General features: G+C 37.9%; 9 protein-coding genes. 4 read left to right on the top strand and 5 right to left on the bottom strand.

The annotated features are described in order from the left end of the window. The first annotated feature begins 2 nt into the window (after positions 1–2). The gene (locus BMW86_RS18240) at positions 3–1,469 is read left to right on the top strand and encodes a RagB/SusD family nutrient uptake outer membrane protein (protein WP_089783146.1); all 1,467 of its coding nucleotides are present in this window, start codon (positions 3–5) and stop codon (positions 1,467–1,469) included. Between the two features lie 101 nt (positions 1,470–1,570). Then, complete coding sequence (locus BMW86_RS18235; protein WP_089783145.1) at positions 1,571–2,875, top strand: tetratricopeptide repeat protein; 1,305 nt, start codon at positions 1,571–1,573, stop codon at positions 2,873–2,875. Positions 2,876–3,289: 414 nt separating this feature from the next. On the opposite strand, the gene BMW86_RS18225 is transcribed toward BMW86_RS18235, so the two are convergent. Further along, positions 3,290–3,538, bottom strand: coding sequence for a hypothetical protein (locus BMW86_RS18225; RefSeq protein ID WP_089783143.1), 249 nt, complete (start codon positions 3,536–3,538; stop codon positions 3,290–3,292). Positions 3,539–4,420: 882 nt separating this feature from the next. Between BMW86_RS18225 and BMW86_RS18220 the strand changes: the two genes are divergently transcribed. Further along, on the top strand, positions 4,421–4,678 hold the full coding sequence (locus tag BMW86_RS18220; protein WP_089783142.1) for a hypothetical protein: 258 nt from the start codon (positions 4,421–4,423) through the stop codon (positions 4,676–4,678). A gap of 36 nt (positions 4,679–4,714) precedes the next feature. Here the strand turns inward: BMW86_RS18220 and BMW86_RS18215 are convergent, their stop codons facing one another. The 3 genes from BMW86_RS18215 to BMW86_RS18205 form a co-directional block, all read right to left on the bottom strand. Then, positions 4,715–7,342 (bottom strand): alpha/beta hydrolase family protein, encoded by a 2,628-nt coding sequence (locus BMW86_RS18215; RefSeq protein ID WP_089783141.1) that lies wholly within the window; start codon positions 7,340–7,342, stop codon positions 4,715–4,717. Positions 7,343–7,951: 609 nt separating this feature from the next. Continuing rightward, complete coding sequence (locus BMW86_RS18210) at positions 7,952–8,203, bottom strand: hypothetical protein (RefSeq protein WP_089783140.1); 252 nt, start codon at positions 8,201–8,203, stop codon at positions 7,952–7,954. 144 nt (positions 8,204–8,347) lie between these two features. Continuing rightward, a complete protein-coding gene (locus BMW86_RS18205; protein ID WP_089783139.1) occupies positions 8,348–10,975 on the bottom strand; it encodes an alpha/beta hydrolase family protein in 2,628 nt (875 codons plus the stop codon). A gap of 504 nt (positions 10,976–11,479) precedes the next feature. On the opposite strand from BMW86_RS18205, the gene BMW86_RS18200 reads away from it, so the two are divergent. Further along, positions 11,480–11,818 (top strand): hypothetical protein, encoded by a 339-nt coding sequence (locus BMW86_RS18200; protein ID WP_143056612.1) that lies wholly within the window; start codon positions 11,480–11,482, stop codon positions 11,816–11,818. Positions 11,819–11,889: 71 nt separating this feature from the next. Here the strand turns inward: BMW86_RS18200 and BMW86_RS18195 are convergent, their stop codons facing one another. Further along, on the bottom strand, positions 11,890–12,576 hold the full coding sequence (locus BMW86_RS18195; RefSeq protein WP_089783137.1) for a DUF3575 domain-containing protein: 687 nt from the start codon (positions 12,574–12,576) through the stop codon (positions 11,890–11,892). Between the last annotated feature and the right edge of the window lie 118 nt (positions 12,577–12,694).

Genomic DNA, 12,694 nt, shown 5'->3' with positions numbered 1-12,694 from the left:
CAATGAAAACAAAATATAAAAAACTAATTGCTTTTTTCGCTCCATTATTGCTTTCCGGATGTGAAAAATTTAATACGGTTGATACGCCAATCAATAAAACGAGTACAGAGAGCGCATTTACCAGCGATTTGAATGCTGCTGGGGTTGTCAATGGGATTTATGGCCAAATGTCAAACAACTATATTTTTGGCTATAATATTGGAGGTACTTGCTTCTTTGCTGAATTGTCTGCCGATAATTTAGTGATCAACCCAGATAGCAGAACGGATCTCAGCCCTTGGTATCAAAATTTTGTCGATCCAACCTATTCTTTTTCCGGAAGCAATTCATATTGGAACAATATATACACCCTGATGTATACTATTAATAGCTCGATCGAAGCATTAACAGATAATAAAAATCTCACACCAGCTGTCAATAAAAGACTGCTTGGGGAAGCCTATTTTTTGCGTAGCTTCTGTTATTTTTATTTGGTTAACCTTTATGGGGATGTGCCATTAATATTAACTTCAGATTATACTGCAAATATAAGGGTAGCTAGGAATAGCGTGTCAAGTGTATACGATCAGATCGTAACAGACCTTGGCAAGGCCGAAGGGTTGCTGGATAATACTTATGTAGGTGGGGATGCAGTAACGACAACTACTAAACGGCTCCGGCCAAATTTGGCTGCTGTTAATGCATTACAGGCAAGAGTATTTCTCTACCAAAAAAACTATGCAGGGGCAGAAGCTGCCGCTGCAAAAGTTATTGCTCAATCTGAACAATACGCTTTTACCGATTTAAATAGTACTTTTTTGGCAAATAGCAAGGAAACAATTTGGGCCTTACAGTCTGTAAACCTTGGGTATAACACGTTTGAGGCGTACTTGTATACGATAACAGACCAAGGAATAACGGACGCACAGCCAAGTTACCTATCAGCTTCGTTTATGAAAAGTTTTGAACCTGGAGATGATCGAAAAAACAAATGGACAGACAGTACTACGGTTAGTGGAATTGTATATCCCTATGTTTCAAAGTACAAAAGGAACTACCTGGATGGTTCTGCAAATTTAGAAGAATATCCTATTGTATTAAGATTCGCTGAACAATACCTAATTCGGGCAGAAGCCAGAAACGAACAAGGCAATACCACTGGTGCGGTAGATGATCTTAATGCATTGCGGGCCCGTTCAAGGGCAGCAGTTACGGCAGATATTCCAAATCCGTTACCTGATCTTTCCTCTTCACTTACAAAAGATCAATTGAAGCCAATCATATTAAACGAACGCCGAGTAGAGCTGTTCACAGAATGGGGGCATCGATGGTTCGATCTAAAAAGGTCATCTACTATGGACGCAATAATGATCGAGGCAGAAAAATATAAAGGTGGAACATGGGTAGCTTATAAATCATTGTATCCAATTCCTGTAAGTGAAATGCTCTTAAACGGCTTATTAACTCAAAATCCAGGCTATACCAAATAGATAACATTTTGTAATATTTTAAACACATTTCTGAAATTGTGGGAAACGAAGCAACCTCCTTCGTTCCCAGCAATTTCAGTTTATAGATCTAAACCTGAATTATGAGAAACATTGTCATGTTAATGTGCTGCCTTCTCCCACTTTGGACGAAGGCACAAAATAAAGAAATCAACTTCCAGACTTTTGAAAACTGGCAGCAGGTATTGGCTAAAGCCAAGGCTGAAAATAAAACCATCTTTGTTGATGCTTACGCAACCTGGTGTGGCCCCTGCAAAATGATGGATAAAGAAGTTTACACCAATCCGAAAGTTGCAGAATATGTTAATGCTAATTTCATTGCAATAAAAGTGCAGATGGATCAGGCAAAAAATGACCTCGATCACATAAAAGGATGGTATGCAGATGCTACGAAAATTCAAAAAAAATACCAGATTGAGGCAATGCCCGCTTTTTTGTTTTTAGATGCTGCGGGGAAACAAGTTTACAGGGGGCAGGGCTATCAACATGCGGAAGCCTTTCTTGCTTTTTTAAAAACTGCTAACGATCCTTTAGAAAACTACTCAGTAAAAGTAGATAAGTTTAAAAAAGGAATGCTGAGGGGAGACGACTTGCTTTGTTTAGCCATGCAAGCAAAAAAATATCATGATGATAGCCTTGCGGTTCAAATAGCTGGTAAGTTTAAGAAAACCGTGATTGACCACATAGAACCGGCTAAATTGCTTAACCCTGAATTGCTGGATTATTTGGCTTCCTTTTGTATATTACTATCAGTAAGCGATCCTATTACCAGATTTATGATTTCGCATCCACTTAGAGCTGATTCACTACTTGGGAAAAAAGGATTTTCATTGCAAATGACAGATTTTATCATTGGCAAAGATGAAATCAATCCCATTTTATACAAGAATAATAAAATTACTGATGAAGTTGTAAACTGGGAGGTCTGGGATAAAAAGTTATCGAAGGAGTACGGAACAAAAGGTGCTCAAAGATTATTAATTGGTTATAAGACAGAATGGTACCGTAATAAAGCAGATTGGGATAATTTTGTGAAATACTCAATTGAGAAACAAGAAATAAATGGCGTAGATACATCTTGGCTTGGAAGGGCAGGGCTTAATAACCTAGTCTATTTTACAATTTTAAAATATTCAGATAATCCGGTTTATTTAAACAAAGCTCTTGATTACATGCATCTGGCTATAGGGAATAATCAAAATGATGATGCTAAACTTGATACTTATGCCAATGTCCTGTATAAGTTGGGGAAAAAGGAAGAAGCCCTTGCTGTAGAAAATCGCGCACTTTCCATAGCCGAAAAACGAAAAGATTCAAATTCTGTGAAAGTCTTTCGGGAAACAATAGAAAAGATGCAAGGCAATCTTTCTGTACCAATTGTTGAATAATAAGTCATGAACGGTATAAAAAAGGTTTTATTTCACCAGAACAGGGATTATTAATACAGCTAAATGAGCCTTTAGAAGCAGATTTCAAGAGTGTAAAATCGCCCAAGTATTATGCCGACAGACTTGAATTCACCGAAAGGAACAATTAACAGAATATTAAAGCGGGAAATGAAAAAGATTTTATATGAGTTGATTCAGCAAAGGGTACATTTGGAAGCAGTTACCTTACTTAAAGAGACACACATGGATATTAAAGAAATTCCCTTTAAACTAGATATTTTTGATTCTTCATATTTTTCAAGGAATTAAAAAAAATCACTAAAATCGCATCATCAATATTTCGTCAAATTAAATTGCCTAAAGATATTGACATGATAGGTAAAAAAGCCGGAAGTTATCCGGCTTTTTTATAAATCAAGGAGCAGTATAAAGATTAATCTTAATTGGGCAGTCCCCAGCGATATCAGTAGCATAAGTAAAAGCAGTAGTAGGCTGGTTTAGAACCACTGTTGTTGTTGACAATTTATCAACCAATACACCACAAGTGGTTGTACCCGCTTCCCTTGTGAATACATGGGTTCCTGTTCTTACTTTGGAAGCGTAAACTCCACCAGCTACTGCTATCACAGCTATAGCTGCAAGCATTAATTTTGCACGTTTCATAAATTAATTTTTGTGAATTAACATGAGATTTTTCCCTACTCTTTTCTAAGGGTTTTCGGGTACTCCCTGCTTTAGTTCGCGCGAATAAAAGGATTATTAATGTTAGGTATTTCAGCAGTGTGCCGATGATCCTACCAAAGGCAGGCCCCCCCCTGAGATACTGATTTGTGAGTTTCCATATCGTGCAGGCATTTGCAAGTTTCTGCCATGTTACAAAAAAAGAAAAATTTAATAATTTATACATGCTGATCATTACGGGGTTCAAGTTGTGTAAGCATATGTATATACTTCTTTAATATGGTTTTAGGGTAGGACTTTTTTACTTGTGAAATTGGATTAACTATTTACCATCGTCCTACAATGTAAAGATCATAAAACACAATGAAGTGTTATATAGGAGATGGAGAATATTACTTTGGAGATCGCGATAGAAAATTAAGTACCCCCTTGATGATGCGCATAAAAAAGGGACAATGGAGATTGCCCCTTGATTCATTTCTGTTAAAATAAGTAATTCAAAAAAATTAGAAGCAACAAAAACTGAAGTTATGGTGCAGTGCTTACATTAGACCTCAATGGACAGGTATTATTGCTATTAGCATAAGAGAAGATGTACAAGTATTTACGGGCTCAAGGATTTTCATGTGGCTAAAGAAGAAATGAATGCTACGCTTGAGTTTGTTCAGAGTATCTTGTTCATTGATATTTATACCGGATCGGAAACAATAAGAATTTCATTTCATGACCTGTGGTAATCTTTTGATAGATACATATATTGATCAACACCATTGACGCTATAGATGTGCAGTCCCCACCACTGTGGCCCCATAGTAAGTAACATAACAGACCTTTATTAGATTATTAAACTAAAATCTGAGTAAGATGAGAAAAGCCAAACTGTTATTGTTGATAATTGCCGTATTTTCTCTGGTTGGCGGCACTTATGCATTTAATAAGATGCAGAGACACGGATTTCATGTATTCACGAGAGCAGCACTTACAACCACTTGTGGTGTATTGCGAGATGGGTTTACCACAACAACATTCGTTCTAGGTCAGCTTTCCATTAGTAATGACTTTGTTACTGATATCGCTGGGGACTGTCCAGTCAGGATTGGTTATTATACAGGTCTTTCATAATATGGGGGCCGAGAAACTCGGACCCATATTATGAAATTACTTTATGGGACTATCCATCCATTGAGGAATAGGCTGATCTTTCAGATAATGGTCAAAGAACTCTTTGACTTTATCCTGATAGTCGATTTGATGTTCCGTTTTTCTTATTGTATGGTCTTCACCCTCATATTGTAATAGCCAGACCGGTTTTTGCTGGCTTCGGAGCTGTACAAATAGCTCTATGCTATGCGATACAGAAACAGTTTGATCTCCCTCGTTATGCATCAATAATAAAGGGGTAGAAAAATTTTTTACAGCTTGAATTGGTGAATTATCATTGTAAATATTCGGAATGTCTTCTAGCCCTGCGTTCATTAACATTTGGCTTCTTACATAAGCATGGTTTAATCCCCCATAATCCCCATTCAAGCTGTTGGTATACTCCACCAGGTTTGAGATACCTGCTCCCGATACAGCTGCTGCAAATCTACTGGAATGGGTTACGATGTAGTCTGTCTCATAACCCCCACGGCTATGTCCCTTAATACCCATCCTGGTGGAATCTATCCAAGCAAATTGCTTTAAATAATCTGCGGCGGCATTAACACTCATTAATGCAGATTCACCTGGCTTATTGACGTCCAGATAAATATTGGGCATAAAGACAATGTAACCGTTACTTACCAATACTGGAACATTCAATCCAAGATTGCTTGGCTCTATATCAAGGGATTTATTTAACCCATTAGCCATTTCTAAGTAGTAATAAAAGATTACCGGGTATTTTTTCTTTGGATCAAAGTTCTCAGGCTTATAAATAATGCCCTGGCATTCACGACCTAATTGGTCGGGGTAGGTCGCCAGTTCTGCAGAGAGCCAGTTATATTTTTTTTCAGGGAAGCTATGAGATAAGGTATCCAGTTTTTTAAAATCGGTGGTGTACACAAAATTTGGAGAGGATTGTGCATTTCCGAGCTTGATTAAAAAGGCAGTCGCCTCATCTGCCTTTTTAACGTTTCTTGGAGGATCAATTAGACCAGAGGCTAATGCACTGCTGGTTTTAAACAACAACGCCAGTTTGCGGCTGTTATAATTGAAGGAATAAATTTCTTCTTCCTTTGTGCGAACGTTGAAAGCTCTCAGTAACCAAGAACCGCTTTTATCCAGTACTTTTTTATTTAAACCGGCAAAAATAATTTGATTTTTTTCGCCGATCCCATTGGTGATATTTCTAGGAGGTATTTTATTTTCAAGCTCAAGTTCCCAAAGATCATACATCCCGTGTACAATCACTTTATTTGTTCCTTTAATCCATCCAACCACACCAAAGGTTCCCTCTGGTCTTTCAGGTGATGGACGGGCTGCAAGTTGCAAAGTATGCAGTTCTTTATCTAAAATTTCACTAATAATTTGTGATTCCCCTTTTTTAACATCATAGCTTACATATTTTAAAAGTTCTGGGTCAAAATAAAGTAGAAAATTATTATCCGGTGAGAGTGAAATTACATTTATTGGCTTGGTGCAATTTTCTTTAATCGCTATTAATTGTCCTGTCTTTGAAATGCACAAATAATAAGAAACATGACCCCTATGGTTCCATAGTATATCTTCTGTTGAAGTTGTTGATGATTGAACAATAAAAATATCGCTATTGTCTCTTTCTAATGAACCGACATATGGGTGCTGATCACCAGAAAGAATTTGTTTGACTTGCTTTGTTAGAATGTTTAATTTGGTTAGATTATCATAATCGTGCCAGTAGTTGCCTCTTTTCTTTAATTCAGATAAAAGGTACAAATCCTTATAATTCCAGATAACCGGACCGGTCTTTTTTTGTCCAGATTCAGCCAATTTTGCCTCTAGGTTAAAAAACAGGTCTTGCCCATCTTCACTAAATCGCCAGGTTTGGTTAGTTGTGATCTTCAAATTTTCAGTAATGCCAACGCTTGTATCACTGGCTATCAATGCTGATGTTTTCCAACCTCTTTGATAATACCAAATCTCAGTTTGTCCCTTCTCTTTAGCCGTATCAAATGCCATGCGGTTACCAGATACATCAAAAATTAGGTTTTTACTCGGTACTCCTTGATAAATGATCTGTGACTGGGCTACATTAATATCTGTCCATTGTATGGTTTCCGTACCTAATTTTTCTGTTCTTATTTTTGAGACTATAACCGCTCCGTTCTTATTGAGGCTATATTCCTGTACGTTGTTCAACGTCAGTTTTAGCCCGGTTCTTAAATCCTCAGCAATTAATAAACTTGCTGCATCATTCAAAGTATAAATGAGCCAGTTCTTGGTGGCATAGCTGTATAGCTCATAACCTTTGCAATGAGGCACGGTAGTCACCTCAGTGCTTTGCAGTTTAAGTTTAATCAGGCTGTCACCCTGCATGGCAAACAGGTACTTACTATCGTGGCTAAATTTTAAATTTTTGAATCTGGCGGAGCGGTATTCCCAGGATTTATTAGTTGCTGTAATCACCCATGTATTGCCGCCCTGCGGTTCATTGTCTATCCGGTAATAGGCATATTGCCCATCGGCGCTAATGGTGCCATTGTCTACCGTAGTCCAGCTCAAATAACTGGTGTCGTTTACTAGTGGTTTTTGTGTACGTACTGTTTGGGCATAGCCCAATTGAAATGATAAAATAAGAGTAAGAAAAGAGAGAACCTGCTTCATTCGTAAGTCTAGTTAGTAAGGTTTTAAGTTATACGATTACCCTGCTATGTATTCGCAGTAATCATATAACGGTTCAGACTTGCAGAACTCACAGAACGGGGGAATATACTTAACAGATATTACCTTTAACTTCTAACGCCCACTTTCTTAATTTATAGACCAGTACAGAAGATGACAGATGATTAAGTTATACCACAGTAAATATTGTCCATACATTTAACGCCAATCTCTTCCTTGAAAGATATACATACGTCTCTACATGTTTACCTTGCCAGGCATCACCAAGCAGTATTAAGGCCCCTTCCCTAAGCCTCAGCTTTGTATGATACCTTTAAATAGCCGCCTAAACCGAATAAATTTGTCATGATGAATGTATCTCAAAGTCTAAACAGACCTAGAGCTTGTAGAGTTATTTAATCAGTCCAATAGACCTGCTTTTGAAGAAATATATGCGCGTTATTGGGCTTTTTTGTACAACTATGCAAAAAGAATCATAAAGACGGCCTAATGCTGGTCTATAAATTCACTCCACTTTCCAAACGATTGAGCATACAAATCTCCAGATATGATATATTATAAAAAGCCGGATAATTCCGGCTCTTTTATAAATCAAGGAGCTGTATAATATGGAATTTTATCTGGACATATTCCGGCTATATCTGTAACGTAGGTAGTACTAAGAGGAACTTGATTTGGAACCGCTGGCAATATGGAGCGTTGATCTACTTGTAAACCGCAAGTGGTTTGACCTGCAACTCTAATCCAGATACGACTTCCTACCCTTTGAGCTTTAAAAGCATAAGCTCCGCCTACTACTGCAAATATTGAGATGGCAGCGAGTAAAATTTTTGCACGTTTCATGATTTTATACTTATTAAATAAAGTAATTTCCTTACTCTTTTTTTAGGGTTTTCAGGTTGTCCCTTACAGATAAAGATCGTGATATATAGCAACATGGTGCGGCAGTAAACATAGGAGATCGGGAATATTTATTAATCCAGACATTTATTTTATTGAGTTTTTCATCCAATTGGCCATGGGCTGATTTTTCAAATAATGATCAAAAAAGTCTTTAACTTTATTTTGATAGTCAATCTGGTTTTCCGTTTTATTGATAACATGCCTTTCACCATCGTATTGCAACAGCCAGACCCGTTTTTGTTGGCTTCTAAGTTGTACAAACATTTCTATACTCTGTGATACAGAAACCGTTTGATCTCCATCGTTGTGCATTAAAAGCAAAGGTGTAGTTATATTTTTTACCGCTAGCATTGGTGAGTTATCATTATAAATTCTGGAATTATCAGCTATCCCAGCATTCATGAGCATTGTAGCTCTCACGTAGCCGTGATTCAGCCCTCCCAATTCCCCGTTTAAACTGTTGGTATATTCTATCAGGTTTGACATGCCTGCCCCCGATACAGCCGCAGCAAATCTAGCGGAATGGGTTACGATATAATCTGTCTCATAGCCCCCCCGGCTATGTCCTTTGATGCCCATCCTGGTCGAATCTATCCAGGCAAATTGTTTTAAATAATCAGCCGCAGCATTTACACTCATTAAGGCAGATTCCCCCGGCTTATTTACATCCAAATAAATATTGGGCATACAGACGATGTAACCATTGCTTACCAATACAGGAACATTTAATCCAATGTTGCTTGGTTCAATATCAAGGGGTTTATTTAACCCATTAACCATTTCTAAATAGTAGTAAAAGATTACCGGATATTTTTTCTTTGGATCAAAGTTTTCAGGTTTATAAACAATGCCTTGACATTCACGGCCAAATTGATCATGATAGGTAGCCAACTCAGAGGAAAGCCAGTTGTATTTCTTTTCTGGAAAGCTATGTGATAAGGTATCCAGTTTTTTAAAGTCTGTAGTGTAAACAAAATTTGGTGAGGTTTGTGAATTCCCCAGTTTGATTAAATAGGCAGATGTTTGGCCTGCCTTTTTAAGGTTTCTAGGGGAATCAGTTGGACTACTGGCTAATGCACTGGCTGTTTTAAATAAAAATGTTAGTTTGCCACTACTATAGTTTAAGGAATAAATCTCCTCTTCTTTTGTGTACATGTTGAAGGCTTTCAGCATCCACGGTTTATTCTTATCTAAAATTTTTTTATTTAAATTGGCAAATATGAGATGATTTTTATCGCCAATTCCATTTGTGATATTCCTGGGTGCAGTTGTATCTTCAAGATCTAGTTCCCATAGGTCATACATGCCATGTACAATCACTTTGTTAGTGCCTTTGAGCCATCCAACTATTCCAAAGGTTCCATTTGGAGCTTGGGGAGAAGGACGGACTACATATTGCACTGCCTGCAGTTCTTTTTCTAAATTTCGACTGATCATTTCCGACTTTCCTTTTTTAACATCATAGCTTATATACTTTAACAATTCAGGATCAAAATAAAGTAGAAAATTATTATCAGGGGAAAGCGACATTACATATATTGGCCTTGTACAATTTTTCTTAATTGGTATTAGCGCCCCAGTTTTTGCAAAACACAAGTAATAAGAAATATGTCCCATATTATCCCATACTAAGTCTTCCAACGATGCCGTAGAGGATTGGACAATAAAAACATCGGTATTTTCTTTTGTTTCCAAGCCAAAGTAAGGTATCTGATTACCAGAAAGAATTTGTTTAACTTGTTTTGTTTTGATGTTTAAAATGGTAAGGTTATCATCGTCATGCCAGTAGTTACCTCTTTTCTTTAATTCAGATAAAAGATACAAATCCTTGTAATTCCAGATATCAGGCCCCGTCTTTTTTGGAGCTGGTTCTACCGGTTTTGCTGCCAGGTTAAAAAACAGGTCTTGCCCATCCGCGCTAAATCGCCAGATTCTGTTGGTTGTGATTTTCAGGTTTTCAGCAATCCCAGCGCTTGTGTCGCTGGCTATCAGTTTTGATTCTTTCCAGTCTCTTTGGTAACACCTAATCTCGGTTTGTCCCTTGTCGTTAGTGGTATCAAATGCCATGCGGGTACCAGATGGGTTATAAATCAGGTTTTTGCTAGGTGTTCCCTTATAGATGATCAGGGACCGCCCAGTACTGAGGTCTGTCCATTGCATGGTTTCTATACCGGGAGTTTCTGTTTTTATCTTGCAAACTATAGCTCCTCCGTCTCTATTTATACTATATTCCTGTACGTTGTTCAACGTTCGTTTCAGACCAGTTCTTAAATCCTCCGCTATTAAAGAGCTTGCAGCAGCATCTAAGGTATAAACGAGCCAGTTGGTGGTGGCATAGCTGTATAACTCATAACCTTTGCAGTGTGGGATGGTCGTTACCTCGGTGCTATGCAGTTTAAGTTTGACCAGGCTGTCGCCCTGTATGGCGTAGAGGTACTTGCTGTCGGGACTAAAGTTGAGGTTGTTGTATTTAGTAGAACGAACTTCCCATTGCTTATCTGTTGATAAGATTACCCAGGTATTGCCACCTATGGGTTCATTTGCTATACGGTAAAAGGCGTACTGGCCGTTGGCGCTTATGGTGCCATTTTCTACAGTAGTCCAGCTCAAATAGCTGGTATCATTTACTAATGGTTTTTGTGTGTAAGCGTTTTGGGCAAAACTCAGTTGAAATGATAAAATAAGTATAAGAACAGAGGGAATCTGCTTCATCCATAAGTCTAGTTAGTAAGGTTTTAAGTTATACGATTACCCTGCTATGTATTTGCAGTAATTGTATAACGGTTCAGACTTGCGGGATTCATAGAACACGGGGAATGTTAATCTATAAGTGGGGCGTTTCTAAATGGAATTTCATCCACAAACCAGGGCAATCTTCCATTGCCTTGGTTTGTGTAATTATTAATTTTTTGTTTTAACCCTTTTCATAACGGTGATTTGAAGTTAATGAATTAGACTTATGTTGGGACACAGTACGATGGTATTATTACCAGATGTATAGGGTATAACGTATTTTATTTGGGAGGTACCATTTTTAGCACATAAAAGAAGTCGGTAGCTGATGCCACTGGTTTCTTTTATCTATATCGCATATCGTTCTTCCAACAGAGAGTAATATCCCTCTGTAGTTACAATAAAGTTCTAATGTAAGAACAGCATAACCTCTATTGCTTGATATCATTGGGTACCGTATATTGTAGACCAACAAATAAAACTATGAATACTCAACCAACCCCTAACAGACCCATTCTTATGGGCGCGATCTGCCTTGCTCTTGGCATTGGTCTTGTCTATTACTTTATTTGGCGCGTACTGGAGGCTATGGCTAATAAGCTGGAGATAACCTATTCTTATAAAGGAGTGGGCATAGGCCCCTTTTTTGTAGTGTTTGGTCTTTACCTGCTGATAGTACGTCCACCCAGCTTAAAGCCCAACGAGATGTCACCCCGGCAGCGTGTAGTGTATTGGGTAGTGGTTGGTGCGTCTTTTGTGTTAAGCGTATCTGTATTCATGTGGTTTAAACACCGGGCGGTAGAACTGGGATATGATCTTTAAAATCAGGCTAATAATAAAAAAGGAAAAGCTGTCTTAAATAAGACAGCTTTTCCTTTTTTATATAATCGGTTTTAGAAACGGACGCCGAATTTCAATCCCCAGCTGAGGTGTGGGTACATACCATCTTTCAGATCAAAAACACCATCATCATCATTGTAATCATTATCGTAAGCGCCATTAACATATGGTCTGCCGGTACGTTCTTTATGTCTTAAACCAACTCCTGCGTAAGGTTCAATAAAAATATGGCGTTCTTCATCTAAAAACTTCTGCATACCAATGTTGAAAGAACCAGCTATTATCTTTTTATGTTCGGTATAAGGTACCGGATCGACGGTTATATACTCTGTACCATTGTAATATTGTCCGCCACTTGTTGTTTTGTCGTAATGTACATCTTTGTACATCGCCATTAAACTGATATATCCCCTGAAGCTGCGACGGCGGCCTCCGAAATAATATTTGATCTGTGGCTGAATACGATAACCACTGTGGTTACCATCATCAGAACTATATACTTCAGGTAAAGTGTACATTATGGCGGTAGCATCTACAGCTACTGCCCAATTTAATGCAAACCGGTATTCCAGTCCTAAGGAAGGACCACCTTCCAGATCGAACAGGCTTAATACATTTGTGGATAACAGTACCCCTTGTGTTCTTGGGAATTGTCCTTCTTTGGGGTAGCGCGAACGTTGCCCATAAGACAAGTTTGCTAAAAAGATGATAGTACAGAAAATAGGTAGAAGTTTCTTCATGTAGTGTGTGTTAGTTAATATTAAACGGATGTAGGTTGCTGATTGTTACTTATATAGCTTAGAAAGGACAAATATAATACATTAAATCATAACGTATAATAAATGGGTTTTCATATCA

It is taken from the genome of Chitinophaga sp. YR573, assembly GCF_900110995.1.
In the GTDB taxonomy this organism is placed as follows: Bacteria; Bacteroidota; Bacteroidia; order Chitinophagales; family Chitinophagaceae; genus Chitinophaga.
Note: the sequence above shows the minus strand (reverse complement) of the source record. Positions and strands in the feature narration are given on the sequence as shown.

Excerpts from the sequence above, each read along its gene's own strand:
- BMW86_RS18195 (WP_089783137.1), bottom strand. The coding sequence starts at position 12,576 with ATGAAGAAACTTCTACCTATTTTCTGTACTATCATCTTTTTAGCAAAC.
- BMW86_RS18220 (WP_089783142.1), top strand. The coding sequence starts at position 4,421 with ATGAGAAAAGCCAAACTGTTATTGTTGATAATTGCCGTATTTTCTCTG.
- BMW86_RS18215 (WP_089783141.1), bottom strand. The coding sequence starts at position 7,342 with ATGAAGCAGGTTCTCTCTTTTCTTACTCTTATTTTATCATTTCAATTG.
- BMW86_RS18225 (WP_089783143.1), bottom strand. The coding sequence starts at position 3,538 with ATGAAACGTGCAAAATTAATGCTTGCAGCTATAGCTGTGATAGCAGTA.
- BMW86_RS18240 (WP_089783146.1), top strand. The coding sequence starts at position 3 with ATGAAAACAAAATATAAAAAACTAATTGCTTTTTTCGCTCCATTATTG.
- BMW86_RS18235 (WP_089783145.1), top strand. The coding sequence starts at position 1,571 with ATGAGAAACATTGTCATGTTAATGTGCTGCCTTCTCCCACTTTGGACG.
- BMW86_RS18210 (WP_089783140.1), bottom strand. The coding sequence starts at position 8,203 with ATGAAACGTGCAAAAATTTTACTCGCTGCCATCTCAATATTTGCAGTA.
- BMW86_RS18200 (WP_143056612.1), top strand. The coding sequence starts at position 11,480 with ATGAATACTCAACCAACCCCTAACAGACCCATTCTTATGGGCGCGATC.
- BMW86_RS18205 (WP_089783139.1), bottom strand. The coding sequence starts at position 10,975 with ATGAAGCAGATTCCCTCTGTTCTTATACTTATTTTATCATTTCAACTG.